The sequence below is a fragment of the Pseudomonas fitomaticsae genome, assembly GCF_021018765.1.
Lineage (GTDB): Bacteria > Pseudomonadota > Gammaproteobacteria > Pseudomonadales > Pseudomonadaceae > Aquipseudomonas > Aquipseudomonas fitomaticsae.
In genome coordinates this window covers 3,420,616-3,445,336 of sequence record NZ_CP075567.1, presented here as the reverse complement: position 1 = coordinate 3,445,336, position 24,721 = coordinate 3,420,616, and the positions used below count along the sequence as shown (strand labels likewise).

Annotated in this window: 19 protein-coding genes and 1 pseudogene; 8 read left to right on the top strand and 12 right to left on the bottom strand. The window is 53.9% G+C overall.

The window, feature by feature from the left end:
• From KJY40_RS15395 to KJY40_RS15385, 3 genes are read left to right on the top strand one after another with little or no spacing between them, the layout of a single operon-like run.
• Complete coding sequence (locus KJY40_RS15395) at positions 1-792, top strand: ABC transporter ATP-binding protein (protein ID WP_085702963.1); 792 nt, start codon at positions 1-3, stop codon at positions 790-792.
• On the top strand, positions 789-1,583 hold the full coding sequence (locus KJY40_RS15390; protein ID WP_230730959.1) for an IucA/IucC family C-terminal-domain containing protein: 795 nt from the start codon (positions 789-791) through the stop codon (positions 1,581-1,583). The genes KJY40_RS15395 and KJY40_RS15390 overlap by 4 nt, the downstream gene beginning before the upstream one ends.
• On the top strand, positions 1,580-2,212 hold the full coding sequence (locus KJY40_RS15385) for an RraA family protein (protein WP_230730957.1): 633 nt from the start codon (positions 1,580-1,582) through the stop codon (positions 2,210-2,212). The genes KJY40_RS15390 and KJY40_RS15385 overlap by 4 nt, the downstream gene beginning before the upstream one ends.
• 25 nt (positions 2,213-2,237) lie before the next feature.
• Here KJY40_RS15385 and KJY40_RS15380 read toward each other — a convergent pair whose 3' ends face one another.
• Entirely contained in the window at positions 2,238-2,726 is a 489-nt protein-coding gene (locus KJY40_RS15380; RefSeq protein ID WP_230730955.1) for a DUF3238 domain-containing protein, read from the bottom strand.
• Between the two features lie 77 nt (positions 2,727-2,803).
• On the opposite strand from KJY40_RS15380, the gene KJY40_RS15375 reads away from it, so the two are divergent.
• Together KJY40_RS15375 and KJY40_RS15370 are read left to right on the top strand one after the other, a co-directional pair.
• Positions 2,804-4,057: a hypothetical protein gene (locus tag KJY40_RS15375; protein ID WP_230730953.1), complete on the top strand. Its 1,254-nt coding sequence runs from the start codon at positions 2,804-2,806 to the stop codon at positions 4,055-4,057.
• 132 nt (positions 4,058-4,189) lie between these two features.
• Positions 4,190-4,735 carry a cupin domain-containing protein gene (locus tag KJY40_RS15370; RefSeq protein WP_230730952.1) on the top strand — a complete coding sequence of 182 codons (546 nt, stop codon included), beginning with the start codon at positions 4,190-4,192 and terminating at the stop codon, positions 4,733-4,735.
• A gap of 381 nt (positions 4,736-5,116) precedes the next feature.
• Here KJY40_RS15370 and KJY40_RS15365 read toward each other — a convergent pair whose 3' ends face one another.
• The 3 genes from KJY40_RS15365 to KJY40_RS15355 all read right to left on the bottom strand — a co-directional run bounded on the left by KJY40_RS15365 (position 5,117) and on the right by KJY40_RS15355 (position 10,745).
• Positions 5,117-5,476, bottom strand: a complete 360-nt coding sequence (locus KJY40_RS15365; RefSeq protein ID WP_264302541.1) for a ShlB/FhaC/HecB family hemolysin secretion/activation protein — start codon at positions 5,474-5,476, stop codon at positions 5,117-5,119.
• A 230-nt stretch (positions 5,477-5,706) separates the two neighbouring features.
• Positions 5,707-9,531 carry a hypothetical protein gene (locus KJY40_RS15360; protein ID WP_230730948.1) on the bottom strand — a complete coding sequence of 1,275 codons (3,825 nt, stop codon included), beginning with the start codon at positions 9,529-9,531 and terminating at the stop codon, positions 5,707-5,709.
• Between the two features lie 626 nt (positions 9,532-10,157).
• Complete coding sequence (locus KJY40_RS15355; protein ID WP_230730946.1) at positions 10,158-10,745, bottom strand: hypothetical protein; 588 nt, start codon at positions 10,743-10,745, stop codon at positions 10,158-10,160.
• A gap of 1,051 nt (positions 10,746-11,796) precedes the next feature.
• Here KJY40_RS15355 and KJY40_RS15350 point away from each other — a divergent pair.
• Together KJY40_RS15350 and KJY40_RS15345 are read left to right on the top strand one after the other, a co-directional pair.
• A complete protein-coding gene (locus tag KJY40_RS15350) occupies positions 11,797-12,243 on the top strand; it encodes a BrnT family toxin (RefSeq protein WP_230730944.1) in 447 nt (148 codons plus the stop codon).
• Between the two features lie 165 nt (positions 12,244-12,408).
• Positions 12,409-13,569, top strand: coding sequence for an IS30 family transposase (locus KJY40_RS15345; RefSeq protein ID WP_230730942.1), 1,161 nt, complete (start codon positions 12,409-12,411; stop codon positions 13,567-13,569).
• Positions 13,570-13,845: 276 nt separating this feature from the next.
• Here KJY40_RS15345 and KJY40_RS15340 read toward each other — a convergent pair whose 3' ends face one another.
• The 8 genes and pseudogenes from KJY40_RS15340 to KJY40_RS15305 all read right to left on the bottom strand — a co-directional run bounded on the left by KJY40_RS15340 (position 13,846) and on the right by KJY40_RS15305 (position 21,824).
• Complete coding sequence (locus tag KJY40_RS15340) at positions 13,846-14,568, bottom strand: RNA ligase family protein (protein ID WP_230730940.1); 723 nt, start codon at positions 14,566-14,568, stop codon at positions 13,846-13,848.
• Positions 14,532-15,080, bottom strand: coding sequence for a hypothetical protein (locus KJY40_RS15335; RefSeq protein WP_230730939.1), 549 nt, complete (start codon positions 15,078-15,080; stop codon positions 14,532-14,534). Before KJY40_RS15335 ends, KJY40_RS15340 begins: the two co-directional genes overlap by 37 nt.
• Complete coding sequence (locus tag KJY40_RS15330) at positions 15,073-16,362, bottom strand: AAA family ATPase (RefSeq protein ID WP_230730938.1); 1,290 nt, start codon at positions 16,360-16,362, stop codon at positions 15,073-15,075. The genes KJY40_RS15335 and KJY40_RS15330 overlap by 8 nt, the downstream gene beginning before the upstream one ends.
• Positions 16,363-16,567: 205 nt before the next feature.
• A pseudogene (locus KJY40_RS15325) lies at positions 16,568-17,056 on the bottom strand (LysE family translocator); the annotation flags it as partial.
• Between the two features lie 105 nt (positions 17,057-17,161).
• The gene (locus KJY40_RS15320) at positions 17,162-18,694 is read right to left on the bottom strand and encodes a tyrosine-type recombinase/integrase (protein WP_230730937.1); all 1,533 of its coding nucleotides are present in this window, start codon (positions 18,692-18,694) and stop codon (positions 17,162-17,164) included.
• 24 nt (positions 18,695-18,718) lie between these two features.
• Positions 18,719-19,927: a tyrosine-type recombinase/integrase gene (locus KJY40_RS15315; RefSeq protein WP_230730936.1), complete on the bottom strand. Its 1,209-nt coding sequence runs from the start codon at positions 19,925-19,927 to the stop codon at positions 18,719-18,721.
• A gap of 485 nt (positions 19,928-20,412) precedes the next feature.
• Positions 20,413-21,468 carry a hypothetical protein gene (locus KJY40_RS15310; protein WP_230730935.1) on the bottom strand — a complete coding sequence of 352 codons (1,056 nt, stop codon included), beginning with the start codon at positions 21,466-21,468 and terminating at the stop codon, positions 20,413-20,415.
• On the bottom strand, positions 21,468-21,824 hold the full coding sequence (locus tag KJY40_RS15305) for a hypothetical protein (RefSeq protein ID WP_230730934.1): 357 nt from the start codon (positions 21,822-21,824) through the stop codon (positions 21,468-21,470). Before KJY40_RS15305 ends, KJY40_RS15310 begins: the two co-directional genes overlap by 1 nt.
• Before the next feature lie 362 nt (positions 21,825-22,186).
• Here KJY40_RS15305 and KJY40_RS15300 point away from each other — a divergent pair, with 362 nt between their 5' ends.
• Positions 22,187-24,592 carry a glucose/quinate/shikimate family membrane-bound PQQ-dependent dehydrogenase gene (locus KJY40_RS15300; protein ID WP_230730933.1) on the top strand — a complete coding sequence of 802 codons (2,406 nt, stop codon included), beginning with the start codon at positions 22,187-22,189 and terminating at the stop codon, positions 24,590-24,592.
• Positions 24,593-24,721 lie beyond the last annotated feature (129 nt).

Sequence of the window (24,721 nt, the reverse complement as noted above, 5' to 3'; positions counted from 1 at the left end):
ATGGCTTCGATGGCGACCCATCAACTGACCCTGGGCTATCAGCGCCAGGTGATTATCGATGCACTGGATCTGCAACTGCCGGCGGGCAAAGTCTCGGTGCTGATCGGCAGCAACGGTTGTGGCAAAAGCACCTTGCTCAAATCCCTGGCGCGCCTGCTCAAGCCGCGACAGGGTTCGGTCATTCTCAACGGAGTCGACATCCAGCAACGCTCGACGGCGGCTGTGGCGCGGGAACTGGCCATCCTGCCGCAGATGCCCAGCGCGCCGGAAGGCATCACGGTACGGCAACTGGTGGCGCTGGGGCGTTATCCGTATCAGAGCTGGATGCAGCAATGGTCGGTGCAGGATGAGGCCATGGTTGAACGGGCGATGCAACAGACGGGGGTGCAGGATCTGGCGCAACGGCCTGTCGATGCGCTGTCCGGTGGTCAGCGTCAGCGCGTCTGGATTGCCATGACCCTCGCGCAGGATACCGAGATCGTGTTGCTCGATGAACCGACCACTTTTCTCGATCTGGCCCACCAGATCGAGGTGCTGGATCTGCTGCGCGACCTCAATCGTCAGGAAAACAAGACCATCGTGATGGTTCTGCATGATCTGAACCTGGCGTGTCGCTACGCCGATCATATGGTCGCGGTGCATCAGCGCACGGCATTCGCCCAGGGCCGTCCGGCGGACATTCTGACCGAGGGACTGGTCAAGCAGGTCTTCGATCTCAACTGCCGAATCATCGCCGATCCATTCTTCGGCACACCGCTGTGCATCCCGTTCGGACGGGAGTTGCCGCAATGAACCTGAGTTCAGCGTTCGCACCGCACGACTGGGCTGTCTTGAGCGGCCCGCTACGTCTCAAGCCCATGGCTGAGCACGACAGGCTACGCTCGGTTCGCGCCACCGCATTGCTGGATGAAGAGGTGTGCGTGCAATTGCTCGACCGGCTGGGTCCCGTGATCAGCTCTCCGACCCGAGCCATCACCGCGTCGCTGCTGGCCAAGCGGTTCTCTTTCCTGGCCACGGGCGCTTGTCTTTACGCCATGTCGGTTTGTGATCAGGGGCTGATGTTGTCCCTTGAAGATTGCGTGATCGAATACGGTCATGACGAAGGGCTCTGGACGTCCTCCATGCCCATACCCGAGCGAGCACCCACCCGGTACGATGCCGGAGAACGAGAGGCCTGGCGGGCAGAAGTCGTGACAGCGTTGTTCGCGGGCGTGTTGGCTCCGTTATGGCAGATGTTCAATCGGGTCAGCGGGATTTCGCGACGCATTCTGTGGGAAAACACCGCCGTGCGCGTTTATTCGCTGTACGAAAAGCGCATGAGCAAGGTGCAGGACCCGCAGATTCGCCAGCGCCAGGAAGCGGATTTCCATTGGCTGCTCAATGAAGCCCCCCCGGAACTGTTCGGCCTGGATTACAACCCGCTGACGCACTTCCGCCGTCCGCCCACGCCCATGGAGGAGGGGGGCAGTGTCCGTTTTCGCCGTACCTGTTGCTTCTACTATCGAGCCTGCGATCCCGTCGAATATTGCTCGACATGCCCCCTCATCCGGCCAAAACCTTCACGTCCGAGGAAATGTTCATGATCGTTCCCCGTCAACAACAGGCCAGCCCGGACCTGCTTGAACAATATCGGGAGATCGCACCATCGACCCTCGGCCATTTTGGTGATCAAGGGTATTTGCGTGGCATCAGACCGTTGTTCAGTAATGTGCGCATGCTGGGCAATGTCGTCACCGTGAAGGTCTTTCCACCCGACGGCAGCATCTTGCGCGACGCGCTGTTGCTCAGTCAGCCGGGCGATGTGTTGGTGATCGAATGTGCAGGCGACGAGGAGTGCGCCTGCTGGGGCGAGTTGCGAACGCTGGCCGGGTTGATCAAAGGGCTGGCAGGTGTTGTGGTCGGTGGTGCGGTGACCGATGTGGCGGCCTTGCGCGAACATCGGTTGCCTGTTTTCAGCTTTGGGGTGAGTGCTTACACCACACGTGGAATCGGTCTGCACGGTGAGGTCAATGGCACCGTCGAAATCGCCGGGGTACAGGTCAATCCAGGTGACATTGCCTTGGGCGACGATGACGGTGTGTTCATTCTCGATGTGGTTCGTGCTGAATCCTTGCTGCCAGAGTTGATGGCCAAGGAAGCGCAGGATCGTGAGCGTAGGGTGGCATTTCTGGACAGGCTGCAAAGCAGCCTTGATTGCTTCGGGTATCCCTGACCCCGAGTTTTCAGTCATCAGGTCGTCAAAGTGTCTTCCAGGCGATCTTTATATTCTGATCGCCCGTGCCCCCCAGGGCAGATGGATCTTCGCCCTGTTTTACCGCATCCCATTCGTAGACTGACTTGCCGTTGATCTGCAGCGTGTAGTTGGGAAAACCGTCATGTATGCCGTCAACACTGAATTGCACGCCACCTGCGGCCTTGCGCAGGCCAACTATGATCGTGGCATCGATATGGGGTGCCACGGCCAATGGATTGCCACCGTCGACGATGAATTTCACAGCATGGCTGGCGCCGTCGAAAGGCGTCCAGACCGCGTTCAGGTTGTCCGTCGTTCGCTCCAGGGTTGCCGTCCCGATGGGTTGCGCGCCCGGGCGCAGGGAGCGGAACCACGCCGGCTTTCCTGCGCTGGCAGCCAGTACATCGTCACTGTCGTACTCGTGGGTGGTACCCCAGGCAAGCGCGGGAACCTTCAACGATGTCGGGCCCGCCAGGTCGAGGTCCAGGGTCACACTTGGGCTGCACGTAGTGCCGCCATTGTAGGCATATGTAAGGTAATAAACGATTTCACTGGGGATGCCGAGCCGGTGTGGCGAGCGCAGACACGCCGCAATTGCCAACAAAATGCATAGCGGTGAGAGATTCAGGGCTTTTCGAAAGCAGACCAACCGACAAAAAGGATGCCCCCCTTCGGACGGGTGAAAGCAACAGCGACCCGGCTTGCGCAAACCTGGGCAGCGACGCTCGTCCGCTGGTCGGCACTGGCGACTTGATCATTGCCGTGGACAAAACGGCGTTCACGGCCTTGAAGACGTCGCAGGGAGCATTGAGTGGGGCATTCGTGTTGTATCTCAATGGCATACCCTTGCCAGGCGATGCCATGCTGATCGCCTCCGAAACGGTAGATCAATATGTCCAGCTCAGGTTCCGGATCCGCCAGGGACCGGAAACCCAGCGCCTGTGGTCCATGCTTTATGCCGACGGTGCCCTGTTCGAGCCGACGGCCCTGTATCCTGCACTGGGATGGTCCAGCAACGATGCCACGCAGACGTTGATTCCATTGCGTGGTCAGGCCACATCGGTGAGCATCACCACTGGGGCCAGGCTGGTACTTGCACTTTTGCTTGTCGTACTGGCCATCGCCGCCATCGTGTATGTCGGCAGGGCAACTGACACTCTGCGTGATGAGCCGGACTCAGCGATTCCGCCGTGGTGGAAGACCGCGCGCAAACTTCGGGCCAGGATGGCGCAGTTGTCGGACGACACGGCCCGTAACCAGGACCTCAAGGAAAAATACCCCGATTTCGACGGGACCGATGTCTCGCGCTACGACGACCTGGCCAGCAAGGCACTCGCCGGAGAGCCGGTTGAGGCAGCAGACGTCAATGCTACGTGCTTTGGCCTGGCGCTGCGCAAGCCCGACTGGAAACCCGTGCGCGCGTCCTTCAGCCTAAGTCGCACCCAGATGGCACTTTGGTTTACCTTCGCGGTCGCCACCGGGCTGTTCCTGTGGTTGTTGTATGGAGACCTGCGCCGGATAGATGGATCGCTGCTGGTCCTGCTCGGCATCAGTATCGGTACGGCGGGCCTCTCCTGGATCACCGACCGCAATGCTCCGAGCGGCCGCGGCTACGTGCCAAGTCGAGGGTTCTGGTATGACCTGCTCACAGGCTTCGACGAGCGCAAGCAACTTCATCGTTACCAAGCGGTGGTGGTAAACGTCTTGCTGCTGGTTGTGCAGCAGCAGTTGAGCTATCCGGTGTTCGATCCGACCTGGTTGATTTTCCTGGGAATCAGCGGAACGGCTTACGGGGTGGGCAAGCAGGTGCTGGAGAGCCGGTGAGAGTGAATGGAGGCGGTCGAGCGAGTCGAGGTGTAGCGAGGCGCATGACGAGGTGTAAATCCTTACAACTCAACTAAATGACCGTTTAGTCGAGTTATTACGGATTGTATTGAGAATAAATGGGAGCAGGTCATGAAACCACGCTCGATTACGGCGTCGAACCTCATTCTCACACTAGACCTCGAGCCTCACGGAGAAGGCGGTTTTTTTCGTAGAACTTACCAGGCCGACCATCGGGACATGCTCGAAACCACCGGTGGGCCGCGTTATTTGATGACGTCGATCTACTACCTGCTGACCGAGGAATCGCCAGTGGGTCAGTTCCATTTCAATCAGTCCGACATCCTGCATTATTTCCATCTGGGCGATCCCATTGAGTACAGCCTGATTCATGCCGACGGCTCGCTGCAGACGCTGGTAATGGGCAGCAATGTTTTGGCCGGCCAACAACCGCAATTACACGTACCGGGCGGAATCTGGAAAGCATCCATGCTGCTGAATGGATCGGACGGGTTTGGGTTGATCAGCGAAGCGGTTTCGCCAGGATTTGATTTCGCCGATATGGAAATGGGGAAGATGCTGGAGATTGAAATGGTGTGCGCAACCGGGCTGACTCCGCAATACTTTGTCGCTGAAAATAGGTATAGCCGGAGACTGTTGCTGCAATATTTATCATAAGTTTCAAGTAACTAAGTGCGCGCTCGGTGTTTTGTAGTTGCACAACCTAAAATTGAATGTTTGTTGCCTGAGTAATTCAATTTATACGCAACATTTTTCGATGTGCTTTCACATGCAAGAGCACAGCTAAAAGTGATTCTGTTGCGGTTCATCGCTACCTTTGTCTCTTCGCCGAGTCGCTCCTAGCCGGTCGCTCCCCGACATGACAATGCAGCCCCAACTGACCTCGCAACAACGGGTTAAAGCTCTTGGCCCGTGGTTGTACATTGCGGCTTGTGAGCGACTTGTCTCCAGCGTCCTACTAAAGTTATTCGCCCCCTAGAACAATTAGAGGAAATTGATATGGAGGCGCGGCGCCTTGCCATTGTCGCCCTCCAGGTCTTACGCACTTACGGAATGAGTCAGTGGAAAGGCCACTTCGGGGGAGATGAACAGATGCTTGAGCACCTGGAAATGCGCCCCGACGCCGGCCGACGACAGATTTTCCGAACCGACGTAGCGAGGTTCCTCGCTCCAGACTTTGCCGATGTCCCAATAGCTGTAGTACTGAGTGGGCAAGACAAAATCCTTGATCTTGCGCAGGCGGTTGCACTGAAATTCAACCTTGCCCGCGACGCCGCTATCGCCGGGTATTTCCGAAGGATCGTAGCCACGACCGAACTGGCTGCCGCCTACACCGAACTGTTTCGGCGAAAGCAGCGGTTGATGCAACACCCTGCCAGCAAAAGGACTCTGATGCAGTTTTTAAGGTTGTAGCAGCAGGCACCGGCCTGCCGATGTCGGCGAGGTGAATTGCCTCACTTTACATAGACGCTCGGGAGCGTCCGCTTTTGGCCGACTCCCGCCCGATGCATCGGGCAGAGAGCGGCCAATAGCTGCCACTGAGCTGTAAAAACAATCACAGCCAAGAATTATCCCACCCACCGTTAGAAATGGGGCTCTACGCCCTGTTCGTAGTGTCGATTAGTTCACTATTTACTCGAATGGGCTTGCTCCCCGTCATCTGTAGATACAGCTGCAGGTGAGAAGTGCAGGTTGATCAGAAGGTGATAGAACACGATGTCCTTATGTCCCCTACGGCGGATCTCGCTTCCTGACCAGATATGGTCCTCGTCTCGGAGCGTTTCCAGCACTCCAGGCTTGCCATCAACAGCCGTATAACCGCTGTATGTCTGCTTCGAAACGTGGTCTTTATAGCCCCTCACAAGTTTGGAAAAATCCTTGACGTCGCAGTAGCCGACCATCACAACCGGGCTGAGAGACTCACCGTCATATCCTGCCATCTTGTTGAGATGCTCTTTGATCACTTTAGTGTCGACCGAAAATAGACGAAATGCTTCGAAAATTCCGATTCGTGTGTTATCGCTTGACGTGATGAAGCCATCGATCTCGCCAGGCCCTTTGCCCGAGGACGAATGTCCGCCCCTTTTTTGATCCCGCAGTGACAGTTTTGCATGTGACATTCGTTGGTCGAACAGTGAGACGAACCAATCGTTGACCCAATCCTCCAACTTCATGCCTTGAAAGCTGACGTTTCCCTCTTGATCTCTGGTGGCAACCTGTAAGTTACGCTTGCGAAGCACGAGCTCGCCCGCCACGGCGAGCATGGCATCCCTGATGTATTCATGGGGTGCTTGATCCGGGTTTACCACCTCAACGTAGGACTCGAAGTCTTTCGCAATGATCTGGTTGTAATGCTTTTGCAGCTGCACAACGGTTCGCTGGGAATTCTCGGCCAGAATCAAGAGGAAGTCTTTCATCGAAGGAGCGTCTTTCTCGATATTGGCTAGCTCAGATATCAGGTCATCAATCTCAAGTTCGTCAAGCGTCTCGTGGTTGAGTTCCTTATAGCGGGCAAGGATTTTCTTGACTGTGAAAGAGTCTCGACGGGCTAGCAGTGCCCTGCAATAGGGGGTGAAGATGAGCCTACGCCACTGCTGCTCTGGGCTGAGCTGAGCCCAAAAGTGATCGACTCCAGCCGCTCCGCTGAGTTGGTACGCCTCTAGTACGGTTGCGACCCAATACTCATCCATACGATCAGGCGGCCCCATTCCTGCGCCTGTGAGGAAGGTGGTCAAAGCGCTTTTGAGCGCGGGTTTGTTCTGATTGACGGCAAACAGTTTGACGTGCCCATGAAGTAGCACGAAACCGTGGTGTTTGCGCTTGGTTTCACGATACAGCGCATCCATGATGAGCACGGTCTTAGACGGATCCGTATCGCAAAATGCTGTAGCGATAACCTGTCGCTTAAAATAATCACACTCATTATGGTGCGCTCGGTCATCTGACTGGCGCTGCGATGCACGCCAGTCGTGGGGAGGTGGAAGCTCGTTCGCAAGTGTTTGAAAGCCGGCAGGATCATGCTTATGGAGTTCATACAGCTCAAGAAGCTGAGCCTTGTAGTCATAGCTCTGCCACACTTTTCGAACTCGATTGAAAAGTTCACCGATGGCGTTATCAAATCGATCCTCAGCCAGCTTTTTCTTCGCAGCTGTAAGCATCCGCGACGCAATCTCCGTACGGCCGGTGTTAAAAGCTGAGGTGAACGCGTCCTCCATTGACTGAAGGTCCAGCTCGCCGTCTAATTCAACAGGGTGTTTATCAATCGCATCGTGTAACTGTTGCACCCGAGCGATGACAGACGTCCTCTCCAGCAGCGCGAATAGAAGGTTCAGAGGGATGGAGGGGGCGCATCGTACGATGAAGTCCTTATACAACTCATCTGTAAATGAGTTTGAGTAGTCGCACACCTGATGCCAGAGATCGGGTCTGTTGAAGCCAAGCCCCTCAAAGAGGCGGAAGTATTTTTTGCGCTTTCTAAAACCGCATACGCGAATGATTTCCTGGACTCTACTCGCTATCACCTGCTTTGCGCTGGCTTCCGATGATGTCCGTCCGGCACTTATGAGGACCTGAAGATAATGGCGAATCGCTAGAGCGACTCCGAATGCATCTTTATTCTGGCAGTCGAGCTGCTCCGGCCATTCATCACAAAGGCTAGAGAGATTTAGCATGAAAGCCTGACCTTCTCCTGCGAAAAGCTGCTTCCATGAGAGCGCCCCGAAGAATGAACTCGAATCAAGGCTTCGCAAACCAGTCAGGTTGGCAAAAAATTCTGCTTTGTACAGCGCACGTAGCGACTCACGGATTGCTTCGCAGATGGCCTCCGTCGGGTCTATACCAATGCGTTCGATACGATCAATGAGCCAAAACCCTAAAAAGTATTTAAAGTGCTGACGCTCCTGCTCAGGCCGAGATCCCTCTACGTCGACGCTAAGTGATGCGAATGCCTGGGCAAGGCCGGAGACTTGTTGGTCTGTCAGCGAGTCCAACAATGTGAGCAGGAGGCGATACTCAAGCCCTTTGAAGAAGTCGGGCGAGTGGAATGCGCATTGCTCACCGAGCTTTTTCAACACGGAAACGAAACGTGGTAAAAAATTTGGCTCATTCTGAATAGCCCGGACATACTCGCGGCACAGCAACTGGTGATATCCATCCGCAATGTTTTGAAGGTAAACAGTATCTTGATCGCGTGATCGTTCAAAGTTTCGTTTTGCCAGATGGAAGAACGCGACGTCGCTGGTCTCCTTTCGAGCCAGCAGCAAAATCATGTAGTTGGACAGGTCATAATTGGGTAGAACGACGTATAGTAAATATTTGAGGACTGGGCGATGGTCATTCGCCAAATCAACCAGTTTCTCCACCAAGCCTGAGGAGGCGAGGTATGCAGTCTCAATGCGGATACTGGCTTCCACCACAGTTGACACTAGCGAACTGTAAAAAAGCTCTCTCTCTCTTAGCCACGAACCGTGCAGGCTTGTGACGAATTCAAAGGCGCTTGACGCTTCGCCCAATGGTGCCGAGTAAATCTCTTCAAGCGAGCTTAGTGTCGGCCTAGGAAGCTCTTTCTCCGATGTCGTTGACTCTGATCGATCAGTATTCTGATCGATGACACGATCGCGATGGATCTCCGTGAGCTGAATGCGCCCTGAGAAATCATGTTCATTGATAGATTGTCTGACGAAGCAATCAATACTCGTGGATAACGCAGGGTCATCGGCCAGAAAGTTAAGCAGCAGGTCATGAAACTCTTTGCGCCCCTCGTACTGGAGCCGATCAAAAATGACGGGCATTACCCAATCGCAATTCACGCGGAAGCACATCATCCAGCGACTGAACGCTTCCTCGGGTGCATGATTGCTTCGCAAGTCCGCCCAAAGCTGAGTGCTTATCTCTGCACAAAAGTTCTGATTGCCGGGCATTAATCTGAAAATGTCACCGTCTAGCTCAAGCTCGGGTAAGAGTTGTTCAACGGAAATGCGATCACCAAACTCGGCTTGAAGGAGGGATTTCAACTCACCCTCGTCGCAGGCGTAATGCGGTCGGACGCAACCATTCCGGCCCCGCAGGATATCCTTCAGATGCTCAATGGCTTCGATGATCGGAATTAGGGTTGGGTCGACGACGGTCTCATCTCTCACAGGGTTCGCGTGGGTAGCACACCAGCCTGCGTAAAACGAAACCAACCCCAACTCCTCGAGTCGAGAAAGAGGAATGTCCGTGCCGAGATATGGTCCCCCTTCAGTCCGCGGCCATTGGAGCCGGCCGGCCAACACTGTTTCCACCGTATCGCGATTTAGGCAAGGGGTCGCCAGGTCGGCGTGATTGAGGAAAATGGATAATGCCTTGGCGTGGCGCTGATCCTCATAAGATGGAGCGCGGACTTCTGAATCTTTATTCGCATAACCTGCCAACAAAGCCTTCAGATGCCGCCAGCTTTCCGAATACTCATTCATCGTGGTGCCTGTCCTTTGCATAAAAGTGCGCTTCTATCACTCATTATGTTTATCCGCCGGCGCACCCGGCAAGAGAGGGAGATGCAACGAATCGTCGTCGGAGCGGAGATATGAATCGGGGGGCATCGCGCTGGCGGCACAAAAACTGGCAAGAATTGAAGCGAAAGGCGTATTCACCGAGCGTTTGTCACAGAAAGGCGACGATGCCATCGTACTGATTAATGCGCTACCGCCAGCAAGTGTGGGCCTGGAAACCCGCTTCGTTGCCTCCATTTAATGACAGCTTTGGGTCGATTCTGTTGAAAAAGTCGGTTCTTCCAGACTGCCCGCATACTGATCGCTGAAAACGCCTTTTGCGCGCAGCTACGCGAAATCTGAGCCCGGAGTACTCTGCTCAATGCAAAGATTTCAATCTCAAGCGCGTACTTTTCTACCGTGGAAACCATGGCCGACTTTTTCAACAGAATCGGTCGATAGCGGACCTTCAGTGAAGATTAAAAAGCATCAGGATCAAGCCCGACGCTTTCTCACCGTCTGCGTAGTAAAGGCTGGGCAATGCAGCCTGATCGGTGACTCTGTGTAGTTTGAAGTGGTTAGCTATCAACCTTGGCTTCTTATTTGGCACTCTACTGGTCGTCGGAGAGTATGCGTGCCCTTGAGATTAAAGAGCCCCGATCATCTCCGATATGAATAGAGTTTTTTATGCAGTAACTGGACCAGATTAGCTCTAACGTAGTAGTGACCCCCTGGAACTTCTCAGCGTTCTCAATTGATCTGATCTCCATGAAGTCAGAATCAGAGATTTTTGGTCGGATAAATCTAGGATTTAGCTTTTCAAGCTCACTCAACTCGCGCTCCTCTTCGATGGTGATGATTTTTGAGTGAACTAAGGAGTTTCGAAAAGTTACCATCAATTCAATAGTTTTGCATAATTCCTGAAAGGCGTCAGAGCCTTCCACTCCTATACGGCTGCAGAGCCATTGAAATTTCCCAATGATCGTAGAGTTAATATATTTTTTTAGTTCTTGGCCGGTGAATACTGCATCACCATAACCATTTAATTTTGATTCAAAGGCAAAGCAGAAAAACGCCATTGCAGGGACCAGTTTTTTGAATATGTAGCCTGGCTCCGTAGATTTAGCCTCATCAAGCAAAGTTAACCCAATTGATTCTAGATAGCGAGAGTTGGAGGTTCTTGATTCAATCTTTGCCATATTTCACCACGAGAACAAACTATATTTGGAGTGACAGGAAGTAGCTTTATTGATGTTGCTTGGTCGAGTAGGAATTTCAAACACCGAATTTACTAGAAAATCATTATATCTCATCCTCAGAAAGTTAGTAAGTTGCTGCGTTGCCATTCGCAACTTTGTTGAGGATGAGGGTGATCACAGCGTACTCAGTACCGCGTTAAGTTGTCTTTTCAGTCAACTGCATGGGTTCCAATCGAGATAGCCCACCTGAGTTGAGATCCCGGTACAGAACGTCGTAGCGCCCAGGTGTGAGATTCTTGATCGTTAATTGGCTGTGGGCAGGGATGAAGACCTGCCTAGCCGGACGGGCCACAGTACCTTGCAGCGCAACGATCTTCACAAAGACATCAGAGCTGTTCCTACCATTGTCTGATTGTGATTTCTGAATGACCGGAGGTGTGGGTTTGTGGCTCGCTTGCCAGATCATCTGCTTTTCTCGGCCATGGTCGGCCATTTGGAGCTGTTTTAGGCCTGACATAGGCCTGCCTGGCGGCTGCCTTAACCGTCCAAGCACTCCGGTAGCAGCGCCACTTGAGTCCGACTCTCGCCTGCAGTGAATCGTTTCATGATCGCCCCCCAATACGATCTAGACGATCAAAAGATTAGATCATCCTCGGCGTACTCCTTAAACCCGGTCAAATGCCCCCATGACCAAATCGTTCAATTACCGGAGATGGCTTTGAATCCCCCCTTGAACTGGACAGATCACCAGCGTTCACTTACCCTCGGAGCAGGCTTTTTCGCCTCCCTCAGTCACTCATTATCGCGTCTCAATCGGTCTAGTCGCTGAGACATACTAGATGTGTATGACCATGGAACTTTATATGGGACAACCGGTGAAAACTTCCTCCACACCTTGGCGCTCAACTATAACTGTACAAACGGTCGTTGGTCATTATATATAGGGATATGCAATCTAATGAGCAAAACTTGTTCGATTTGTACGTTTATGCTTGATACCTCAGGACTGATTCCGAGTTCAAAGCTGCCCGATGGTGTGCCTACGAGATGTATGAAGGAGGATAAAGCTAACGGCGGATGGCCACCGCCAATCCGGGATCCATTAACAGAAAATTGTGAAAAATTTATTGAGAGTTCTCCTATGAGATCCCGCTGGGAGTGGGATGATAATAAGAACATAAAGAATATGGTGAAACACGGAATTTCATTTGCAGATGCCGTTTCGGCATTGGACTCAGACGAAAATTCTTTGCGATATGTCGCCAAAAGTTGGGAGTCACTTGATTCGTTGGATTATGAGGCAAAGGGAATTCAGCGGACGCTTGCAAATACTGATCCTGTCCGAGATCAACATCTTTTTAAATTCGACGGAAAAGTATGGCTGTTGGTATCCACTCTCCGGGGGGAAGTTGGGTTAATGACTCAAAGAGTTATCTCGGTTCGAAGGGCAAGACCTGACGAACTGAAGCTTTATGAACAAGGTTTTGGTAGATACTAGCAATGAAGGTGGCGAGCGAACGACTTTGGACGCCGTTTGGATCGGAGACGGTGCGAGTTGGCTTGGCGTCGAGAGAGACAACAGGAAGTTGTCAGCTCTCGACTGTGGATTCAACCGGTCGATGCAACACAACTAAATTCTGTGTAAGCAGAAGGAGTGTTGCAGATGAAGCAGAGACCGCGGATCTATTACACCGAAAGCCAGAAAAAGCTGATGTGGGATCACTGGCAGAAAGGCGACTCTCTCCAGCACATCGCCCAACTTTTTGATCGAAACCATTCATCGATACAGCGCATCTTGGCGGAAACAGGCGGTATCAGACCCGCTGTACGCCGCAGATCCAGATTGGCGCTGACGTTGGCTGAGCGTGAAGAGATTTCGCGTGCAGTGGTGGCAGGTAACTCGATCCGTTCTATGGCTGCGTTGCTAGGGCGAGCAGCCTCTACGATCAGCCGTGAAATCAGACGCAACGGTGGCCAAGGATGCTACCGGGCTAATCAAGCTGATCAGGCTGCCTGGGATCGCGCGCATCGACCTAAGGTGTGCAAACTTGTTGAGAACCGAACGGTGGCGCAAATTGTTGCAGACAAGCTTCAATTGCAGTGGTCACCGGAACAAATTGCCGGTTGGTTGAAGCGTACCTACCCGGATGATACGAGCTACCAGGTGTCACACGAGACGATCTATCGCACGCTCTTCATACAGGCTCGCGGGGCTCTAAAGAAGGAGTTGCTTGAGCATTTACGGCGCACGCGGGCCATGCGTCGCTCGCGCCATCACACGCAGAAGAAAGAAAATCACGGTCGAATCACTGACGCGGTATCGATCCGCGAACGCCCAGCCGCGGCTAAGGATCGGGCGGTTCCAGGTCATTGGGAGGGTGACCTGCTGTGCGGTAGCAAGAACAGCCAAATTGCCACTCTTGTTGAGCGTCATACCCGCTACGTAATGCTGGTGAAATTGGACGGTAAGGATAGCGAGACGGTCATCAGCGCCCTGATCGAAAACGCCCGCAACTTACCCCAAGAACTCTACAAATCGCTGACGTGGGATCGTGGCAAAGAGATGGCTGACCATAAGCGCTTTACGGTGGCTACCGACATCAAGGTCTACTTCTGCGATCCTCATCGTCCTTGGCAACGGGGATCGAATGAGAACACCAACGGGTTGTTAAGGCAGTATTTCCCGAAAGGAACCGACCTTGCGGATCACTCGCAAGCCGCGCTCAATGAAGTCGCAAGGCAGCTAAATAGCCGCCCTCGGAAAACACTAGACTACGAAACACCGGCAGAACGATTTAGCCAATCTGTTGCATCGACCGGTTGAATCCACAGCCCATTGCGGACATTCACCAGAGGCTACAATACAGCCCCGAACCACCAGCCACTGCCTGCCCCAATCAGTCGCAGGCTCATGAATAGGAAGTCAAGCAAATGGATGTACGTAAATCCACGTTCGTACCAAGGACAGTCATTGAGCGTGCAATTTACCGCCTGTATCCGTCGGGGGTTCCTCTACAACATTCTGACTCATGTGCGCTGGTGTATTTGAAACACGCAAATTAATACAACATTTAACGCAAAAACATCTACGCAGGTCCTTTCAAAACTTGATGCGGTTCCACTCAATCGCACGGCTTCGCCAGTGCTCTTCGATAGCCTGCGAGAAGTCTGCGCGCACCAATTTTCCTCGAGCGCGCAGCCAGACGCCGTCATCGCTGCGCACGACAACACCTTCCATAGGTCCATCTCGATAATGGCTTGGTTGGGTTTCAAGAAACGCCTCCAGGCGTGCGCAGGTGACACGCCCACGAAACAGGCAGGGAACCACCGCAACACCGAGCCTCCCAGCGAGGGTGTCACGCTCCGCCACGCTCCAGAAACGCCCCACGCTACGGTCATACACATCGAACAGCAGCCACCAGTCCGGCAGACCGCCGTACTCTAACGAGTGGCGGGCCGCACACCATTCGCCGAAGAGGATGAGGTCGATGTTCCCACTCAGCACATCGAACAGGTGGTCTTCATGCTGACGCAACCATTGTCGCAAGCGATCGAACTGGCCTGAGAAAGGCGGGACAAGATAAGTTCCCCGGTTCTGTACCCGTATTGCCCCTTGTGAGTCGATGGAAATACCCAGGTTAGCGCCATCGAGCTTCTCCTCCACCGTTACCTCTCCCGCCAGCAGTTCACTTAGCGCCTGAGCGGACATCAGCTTGTCGTCGCGCGGCAGTTTGGCACCCGCAGCGCTGAAAAGATGGGGGGTGGAGGGGAAACGGAAAAAATCATTCATGCCTTTATCTTTCGTGCCTTCTTGCTCGCCCATCTAGGGCGCAGCCACTCGTGTTCGATCAGGTGTTCGGTGTCCACCTGCGCCTTGTCCAGCGCCGCTGCACAGTCGAGCCAATCGGTATCACAGGCATTGACCAACTTGCAGTCATGCTTGTCCGCCTTGGCCGCCAACACGGCGGCCACCATCTTTCGATCTTCCAGATCGCTGATGGCCGTGCTCAGTCCATCGGGCAACAGGGCATGCCCGTTATCATCGACTTCGAAACCGACCCACTCAACCTGGCCATGGTCTTGCTTATGCATCATGACCAGCCAACCGTAGTCCTGTTCAGTCAGTTTCTTTCTGTATTCGGTACACATGTGCCAGTCCCAATCGAGCACTACACGGCGCTCAACGTCCTGTTCGAACGCATGCAACCATGCCAGCACCTTGCCACGATGCTGCTTTTCCTGGACCGGCGTGGCGTTCTCGTCGAATAGCGAAAATTCGTCCGCGGCACTGGCTACGATCAATACATTGGTGTCGACGACCCTGGTGTCAGCCATTTGCACGCTCCTGCATGCGCTTGGCACGCGCCATCGCTTGCTGGCGAGCTTCACCCACGCTGTCACCGAAGAAGTGTTCCGGCCAATTGCCAACGACGCCGAACTCATCGACTTCCAGCGTCTGCAAGAGTGCTTGTGCGCCCTTGCGCTTGACGAAGTACATCGAGACATCGCGCTGTTTTGCGGTGCCCTTGGCGATGAGCGTCTGCATTCGTCGGAACAGGTGTTCAGAATGGGTCTCGACGATGAATTGAACATTGCGTTCCTTGCTGACGGAAACGAACAACTCGGCGAGGATCGACTGGGCCAAGGGGTGCAGGTGAATCTCGGGCTCTTCCAGAATTACGGTGCTGCCCATAGGGGCGAAATAGGCGACGACCAACACAGGCAGTACCTGCGAAACACCTATACCGACGTCCCTGAGATTACAGGCCACACCATCGCGTTGGATGATCAACTCATAACGATTGGAGCGCCCCTGCTGACGGACCTCCAACTGCTCGGCTACCTTCATGCGTTTGAGCCATTTGGAAACGCCCTCGACGATGTAGTTCTGCTCCTCCGAACGTAACAACGCGCTCGCTAGCAAAGCGCCGATGGCGTTGCTGCCATCGCTGCCGACGTCACCTGGCTTGCTTTTGTTCCAGGCGTAGTCACGTTCGGGTTTGCGCCGTAGAGGCCCAAGGTAGCTGATACCTTCCAGTTCGCGGCGGATGGACAGGCTCAGGTCCTCGACCAAGGCTCCATCCTGATCGAGTTCGGCAATGGCATCGGCAGAAAAAGAGATAGACCGTTCAGGCGCATAATTTCGCCCTTTGAAACGGGGTTGAACTTCATCATCGACAAATATCGAGAAAGCACCACGGTCCCTACGCACCGCACGAAACTCGCGGGCGTCGGTGTTCAGCTTCATCTGCTGGACCGCAACACTGCCAATTGAGGTCTTTCCATAGAACGTTTCCAGAGAGCCGGCCTTCACCCGGGAGTCATCGAAGCGTTTAAAGTCGAAGCCAATCGAAAACTGTCTGGGTGAATCGGCGCCATGCCTGAGAACGCTATCGAAATCACCGAAGCTGAAAAGATCGTTGACCTCATCGCCGCCCAGATTCAAGTGAATGGTGCGATCAGGAGAGCGGACGGTTTGCTTGAGCAACAACAGGCTTTGCAACAATGAAGACTTGCCAGAGGAGTTGGTGCCCAACAACATGGTCACAGGCGCCAAACCAATTTCCCCTGTGTCTTTCCATGCCTTGAAGTTGGTCAATCGCAGCGATTTGAACACGTATCTCTCCTTGATGTAGACGCAGGATTCGTAGGGTGATGAGCCGGTTGCGCGCGACATTAACATCCGAGCAATACCTTGAATACCCCAACAAAGGGCACTTGGGGTTCAGCCAAATGCCCTTTGTTCAACCTGATTGATGACTACGCCGGTGCCCAGCAAAGGCAAAACCCAAGGCTGTCAGTACAGCAAACCACATCCCCTAAACCATCATCTGCACGCTGACCGATCCACGTGCCGGATCTACGAACTAGGGAATGAATGCCAACACGAACAAGCCTGGCTTCGGGTTGAGCGCAGCCGAAAGCTGACCAGTTAGAAAAATGCTGGGCAAAGATTGCCGGGACGCCGCCTGAAAGCTGATCAAACTGCGAGCGCGCAACACCTTGATGCCGAGCCAGAGCAGATAGCTGGCACCCATGAGTTTGATCACCCAGAAAGCGACCACCGGGGTTTGCATCAAAAGGGTCAACCCTAATGAAGCGGCAGCGACGTGAAACAGAATGCCCGCGCCTGACGCCATGTCAGATACGGCCGCTGCGACTTTGCCCTGGCTGAGACCACGGCCAATGGCCAATAGGTTGTCAGGGCCCGGTGCCAATACCAACAGCACGCAAGCGGCGGTGTAGGCAAACCTAAGTCCGCAAGCCAATAAGGGATTCGGGGATTGCCCGCCATACGGAACAGCGGCCATCCTTCACCTTTTTTTACGGTTCCATCAGGTGCAGAGGGGATGTCCCAGTTGATGCCTTTGGAGATGGCGAGCATTTTATTTTTTTCAATAAAATCTCTAAAGTTATTATTCATTATCAAAGGCGCCATTTAGCTCATCAATGACATGTTCCACCCGCTCCAGGACATCTTGCAATTGCGAATAAGCGGGGGAGTAGTTCTCGCCTCTTGATGCGTTGTAAAATTGCAGCACAACAGGGCGCAAACCTTCACGAACCTCTTCATGAATCTTAGAATTCTGGACCGCCAGGAAACGATCACAACCATAACATGACAATACCGGATTCTTTGCACATAACCCTTGGCCAAGGGTACACATGCCAATTCCCGCTATGGGTATTCCGTGTGGCATACCTCCTATTTGGTGCGCGGGTAGTGCGCTCGATAAGTCCTCCGTACTGATCGTTCGGTTTCTGGCAATACGCTCAATTTTGCTATATATAGGGGAAATGGCCAATGCGCGATTCACCCGCTCAGCCTGCGTCGGTGATGTTTCAAAATAAACCAGCCCGGTCATTGACCAACTGTGCCCCATGTATTCAGCAAGTTCTTCCTGGGTAGCACCTGCGTCCACCATACGCTGCGCAGCGCTGTGCCTGAAATCAGTGCTACTACGTCCATCCAGCCCAAGCTCTGCGGAAACTCTTGCCAGCGCTATGACGACGCCTGCGGGCGTCAGCCCAAACAAGGAGTCTGAAAGGGCACCAGATGCTTGAGGGAACGCTTGGTCTGTGGTTCGCCGGCGATGCAACTCTACAAAGATATTTGCCCACTCGCGTTTTATTTTTCGTAACATCGGTATAGGGGCTGTGCTCTTGCGTTGTTTCCCTCGAAAAAATCGCAACTGCACACTGACGGAGTTTTCAAAATTAAATATATTCAGATGTTCGACTTTAAGTTTGGCGATCTGTTTGGGACGCATTGCAAGCTGATAGCAAACACATAAAATACAAGCGCTAATTAAAATAGGGGTTTTGAGGTAAGCCAGATCATGTTTTGAGGCGTCATTGAGCGAGTCCAGATAATCAATAATTTTCCGGTCTTCATACAAATCAAGAAATACATCACCACTCCGAACACTGGCGTATTTGTCCACAGTGTCTTGAGGAAGTGATGCAATTCGAGGTCTGGAATCGTTGCTCAGAAGCCCCAAGGATTGACCGCAACAAAATAATAGCAACGACTTGAGCGCGCTTAGCTGATGATTATTACACTTTGTAACTATTTCACTACGCCACTTATCATCGACACTTAGGGTCGGGATTAGTGAGAGCTCTAACGTCGTATATATAAGGCATTTATCGAGTCTTTGCAGCGCCTGGAAATATATCTTAACGGTTGCGCATGCCAATTCAGAAACGGAACGAGCAAGCCACAGCTTCATTAGATGTACCAATTCTCCGTCAAAGGAACTGAAGTCGAATCTTAGGAATTCACCATTAACCTCGAAGGACCATACGTTTTCCGTGGGATTTCTTATTGTTTTCCAGCAGTCTGCAAAATCATCCCAATAACGGATTACAGAGGGCAGGGGAGGCAGGGGAGCCAACGCCTCTAACAGCCTCGCGATACCGAGAAAGCCCGACTGACTCCGCTGCATACGCTGCTCCTTCATCTGCCCCTTTTAGGAGCGCAGATGGCTGACATGGACGTCAAATGCATGATTCCAAACGGTGGCTAAGCGATCCTCAAAAAAAGCTCGTGCGTACCGTCGCGGCATATCTGAGGTGCGGGCCCAGCCAAAAAAAGCTCGCAGTCTCTGGATTGCCATCTCGAGGTCGTCACCATTTTCTACAAATTGATGAAGCCTGACAGTCGCACACGTATGCCGCATGTCGTGCGGTGTAATGCGACCGGCCCCGCGATACTGCTGAAGTGTTTGGCGCGCTTCAGCGGTGAGCTCACCTGTGATGGTGACAAAAATACCATTGACCTGGCGTAATGATAGTGGATTGCCTTCCAGCGAGGAAAATAAGTAACTGTGTCGGGTCGAGGGTCGGTAGCCCTCGACAAAGGTCCTGATGAGGCTGGCCAACGCTGGCGGTACTGGTAGCTGCCGGGCGGCATTGTTGTTTTTTAGGCTGGGCTGTTCTTGGCGCGGATCACGCTGATACGGATTATCGCCGACGTTCAGCCAGTTCACGGTTTCTACGGTCGGGATGAAGCGCTTTTCGCTTTTTAATGCATCCATCGGCAGCACCAGGGTTTCACCGCGGCGCAATCCAAGATGCAACATGAGTAGGCACAATACGTAATTACGCCAGCGTAACGTGCTGTTTCTAAAGGGATTACGAACCGAGTACGGATCAATGATCTGGTAAAACTCATCCAGTACAGGGCTTGGCAACGCTCGGACAATTTCTGCCGGCGGCGCGGGCGCCATCTCCAGCGAGTCAAACAGCTTCTCCAGACGCTCCAGGCGCATGCTCAGCCGCCAAAGCATGTCAGGATCGGCATGACTTTTCACCAGGCGCTGAACACAACTTTTGACAAAACTGTAGGCCACACGCCAGTTGGGGTGGTAGTTGGCTGCAGTCTGGGCGCCATGATTCTTGGCCGTGATGAAAAACGTCTCAAGACAGGCTTCAAGCTCATCGAATTTGAGCTCCGCAATCAAGCGATCAAGGCCGTCAGCCTGGTACAGCCGTTTGGCCGACTGGTACAACTGTTCGATGACGGACAGCTGGGTTCGTAGTGTGGACGGCGCCAAGCTGGCACCGTCCAGTGAAGACCAAACTGTCGACCAATAGCGTGGTCGTCCACGATCATCGGTCAGCAACCAACCAATGAGTCCCGGTGGCACGGAATTGTCTTTCAAACGAACAATGGGCATAAGCGCAACAGCTGAAGCTGCTCCTTATGGAAGGAAGCGTTGCAGTTGAGCCTAGGTAATTTCCTGTGTAACGCAACACACACGAACAGGCTCGGCTTACGTGTAATGTATATTATGTTAAATGTCGTAAATGTTCATGAACTGTCCAATCCCACATACCTCCGGTCAAATCCCCACAAACCACCGTTTCCCAGAAATTCAAAAGCTTGGGTTCCATTCATAATCCTATCTCTGCGCATGGCCCTTCTGATCCGAGACGCAATGAGTACGATGAGCACAACAGCCCTTCGACCGATAGACCGATTCGCCCTGTACTCACCAAGGCCGCGCTTAACGTCATATCCGAATTGTCCATTTAGAAGTCAAAGACTCCCGGATGCCGAGCTGCGTGGGCGTGCGGCCAATTCGGATTCGGCGTGCACGCTTGAGCGAATGTTTTTGGAGGGAGGAAGCGGGGATCTTGTCGAGCCCCGCGTTCATCGGCACTAAAGGGAGTCAAGATCAATATCACCCTCAGCATCGTCCGCAGTAAAACTGAATTTCTGCTTGCCTGACTCGTGCTCGTCTTTGGCAAGTCTGAATCGTTCACTTGTCGAATCCAGGCAAGGAATCTGAGGCTTGAGAAATTCCGAGTATTGCGTAAGCAACTGCTTTTTTCGCATGGTCTGATCGTCACCATTGAGGTACAGCTCAATATTCTCCGTGGAAACAACGTTGTAAGAGCCAAAAACAAAGGTGACATGTTCTTTGCAAAGCGGGTTGGCGTTGTACCAGATGAATTCCTTCGATGTACGCGTATGACTCTTCTCCCTAGGCTTGGGGGGAACAAGGAAAACCACTTTTTCTTTGTTTTTGTGCATTGCTTCCAGAAAGGCTCCGGCATTACCAGCGCTTACGCCTAGTCTCAAGGCTGTTCTAGAGTAATCGACTACATCGAACGCTTTGCGCACTTCGTTGAATATGCTGAATGGCAGGGGGTCGTGAACACCTAGAAGTGTGATTTGACTGTTTTCCATTGCTGTTTGGCTGTTGAGTTGCGCCAGTAAAGTAGGAAAGTCGATGCAGCAATCACTGCAGTACATAAGTGTCGCGTCCTCTGGAATATCGGCCTCCATCTGCGACATCAGTTCCCGGTTTTCCAGAATCCGGTCCTGGATCAGATCCTGTATTGGTATCTGCGTCTCCGGTACGTAGACCAGCTCGATGAGTGTGAAGCGGCCGGCGGCGATCTCAAATTTGAGGTGACTGCGGCTTGCCATGAATTCCATGCCGTCTTTCTTCTCGAGAATAATGTTGTACTTTCCCACAGGTACATCCTTTATCTCGAAATGGTCGGAAACAAAGAGTTCTGCGTTGCTGCTGACAAGTTGGGTGTCAGTGTTGACAGTGGTCTCTTCGTTGCGAAATCTCAGGAAGACGTTATCAACCAGCTTGTCTTTGTCGTCGATTACCTTGATGCACAGAATGCCCGCATCCGCACAAGGCTCAACAATCGATCCGAGCACTTTTTCACCCTCGGCGAGGGGTTTTACGCGACACATCAGAGCGTCCCCCCACAACGTAAGTTGGCGTACTGCCTGACCAACTCGTAGCGCGTGCCCGGGTCAGTATCCGTCACGACAAGAAAGTCTCTCGTCCACCAGTTTTGACCTCCCTCGATGAAATCGCTCCCATAACACAGTGCACACTCTATGAAGGTAAAAAACTGCGTTTCGGTCAGCGCGTGATAACGCTTCGCTGTTTCGATTTGTTGATCGATAAACACGTCGAGAGTTTGAGTTTCCAGAGTTTCTATCTTGTCAGCATAGAAAAGTTCCAGTCGCCGACGTGCCTTCTGTTTGAAGGTCCCGACCGAGGAGTTCTTGAAAGCGTCCATTTGCTGCGTGCGTATGATCATGGTTAGGCCGTTCGTCCTGATTGGCGGCGCATTGCTTATAGCCAGTTGATGCTAGGGGGTGGCATGGTGCCATGAGCGTAGAGCTGATATTCCCGCTCCGCAAAAAATCCATGGATAAAAATTTACTGATGTTTCACCAGCGGCGCCGATACGGGATTTGGCCTGTCAGAAATACCAACCGATTTGGCAAAAACACCAGTTTCCGGCGCCCTCCTCTTACCCCTGAAAATCCTCGAATGCATACCGAGCGCTGGTTCAGAAGCGTCCTCGATAAGTGGCAGATACGTTATTCAAAATTAGTGATTTAACTAGGTAGTTACCTAACGATATACTGCCCGCCTCATTTCAACGGGACATTCAACGTGAAGCAGAGTCAACGCCTCTCGGGCATATCAACATTCATTCTGGTCGGGCTGGGCGTGGTCATCGCCCTGCTCGGCCTGGCACTGGCCGCTGGCGGTGTGAAATTGGTCGGCCTCGGAGGCTCCTGGTACTTCCTGGTGGGTGGTCTGGCGATGGCCATTTCCGGTCTGCTGATCGCACGTCGCAAGCCTGCCGGCGCCTGGCTGTTTGCGGCATTCCTGCTGGGGACGGCGATCTGGGCAGTGATCGATGCGGGGCTGGTGTTCTGGCCGGTGTTCTCGCGTCTGTTCATGTTCAGCGCCGTGGGCCTGGTGGTCGCGCTGGTCTACCCGATGCTCAAACGTGCCAATGGCGGCGTTCCGGGTCGTGGCGCTTACGGCGTTGCCGCTGTTCTGGCGGTTGGACTGGCCGTGGCTGCCGGCAACATGTTCGTCGCGCACCCGACCGTCGCCCCTACCGGCACTGGCCCGGGCCTGACGCCGGTCGAGCCGGAAAAGGCGCAGAAAGACTGGGCGCACTACGGTAATACCGAGGGTGGCAGCCGCTTCGCCGCGCTGGATCAGATCAATCGCAGCAACGTCGACAAATTGAAAGTCGCGTGGACCTACCACACCGGCGACATCGCCGAGAGTGACGGCAACGGCGCCGAAGACCAGCTGACTCCGCTGCAGATCGGCAACAAAGTCTTCATCTGCACCCCGCACAACAACCTGATCGCACTGGATGCCGACACCGGTAAAGAACTCTGGAAAAACGCGATCAACGCTCAGTCCAAAGTCTGGCAGCGTTGCCGTGGCATGGCGTATTTCGACGCCAGCGCCGTCGTCGCCAAACCGGCCAGCTCGCCGGTCACCGAACCCCCGGTCGCACCCGCAGCCAACTGCACACGCCGTCTGCTGACCAACACCATCGACGCCCGCCTGATCGCAGTCGATGCCGACACCGGCGAGTTCTGCCAGGGTTTCGGCAACAACGGCCAGGTCGATCTGAAGGCCGGTCTGGGTGATGTCCCGGACAGCTACTATCAACTGTCCTCCGCGCCGCTGATGGCCGGCACCACCGTGGTGGTTGGCGGTCGTGTGGCCGACAACGTGCAGACCGACATGCCGGGCGGCGTGATCCGTGGTTTCGACGTGATGACCGGCGCCATGCGCTGGGCATTCGACCCGGGCAATCCGCAGGATAAAAAAGCACCGGCCGATGGCAGCACCTATGTGCGCAGCACGCCGAACAGCTGGGCGCCGATGTCCTATGACCCGGCAACCAACACGATCTTCCTGCCGATGGGCAGCTCATCCACCGACATCTACGGTGTCGAGCGCAGCAAACTGGATCACACCTATGGCGCCTCGATCCTGGCGCTGGACGCCAACAGCGGCGAAGAAAAGTGGGTCTACCAGACCGTACACAACGACCTCTGGGACTTCGACCTGCCGATGCAACCGAGCCTGATCGACTTCACCAAGGACGGTAAAACCGTGCCGGCGGTGGTGATCGGCACCAAGGCCGGGCAGATTTACGTGCTCGACCGCGCCACCGGCAAACCGTTGACCGACGTTAAAGAAGTACCGGTCAAGGCGTCGAACATCCCGAACGAACCCTACTCGCCGACCCAGCCGAAATCGGTCGGCATGCCGCAGATCGGTGCTCAGCACCTGACCGAGTCGGACATGTGGGGCGCCACGCCTTACGATCAGTTGCTGTGCCGGATCGATTTCAAGTCGATGCGCTACGACGGGCTGTACACCGCGCCAGGCACTGACAAATCCCTGAGTTTCCCGGGTTCGTTGGGCGGCATGAACTGGGGCAGCATCTCGACTGACCCGGTGCACGGCTTCATCTTCGTCAACGACATGCGTCTGGGTCTGTGGATTCAGATGATCCCGTCGCAGAACACAGGCAAGGCAACTTCCGGTGGCGAAGCGTTGAACACCGGTATGGGCGCCGTTCCGCTGAAAGGCACGCCTTACGCGGTGAACAAGAACCGCTTCCTGTCGGTCGCCGGCATTCCGTGCCAGGCCCCGCCGTTCGGTACGCTGACCGCGATCGATATGAAAACCCAGAAAGTCGCCTGGCAAGTTCCGGTCGGCACCGTTGAAGACACAGGTCCCCTGGGCATCCGCATGCACCTGCCGATCAAGATCGGTCTGCCAACCCTCGGCGGCACCCTGTCGACCCAGGGCGGCCTGATCTTCATCGCCGGCACCCAGGACTTCTACCTGCGCGCGTTCAACAGCGGCAACGGTGAAGAAGTCTGGAAAGCACGTCTGCCGGTTGGCAGCCAGGGCGGCCCGATGACGTATGTGTCGCCGAAAACCGGTAAGCAATACGTGGTCATCACCGCCGGCGGCGCTCGTCAGTCGACCGACCGTGGCGACTACGTGATGGCGTACGCCCTGCCGTAAACCGCAGCGTCCTCCTTCACTTCATTTGTGCGCGGCACCTTCGGGTGCCGCGTTGTTTCATGTCCTTCGCTCTGGATTTCAGCAATGTCATTGGCTGTTCGCTTTTCTCACGCCGGGGTCTTCACCGGC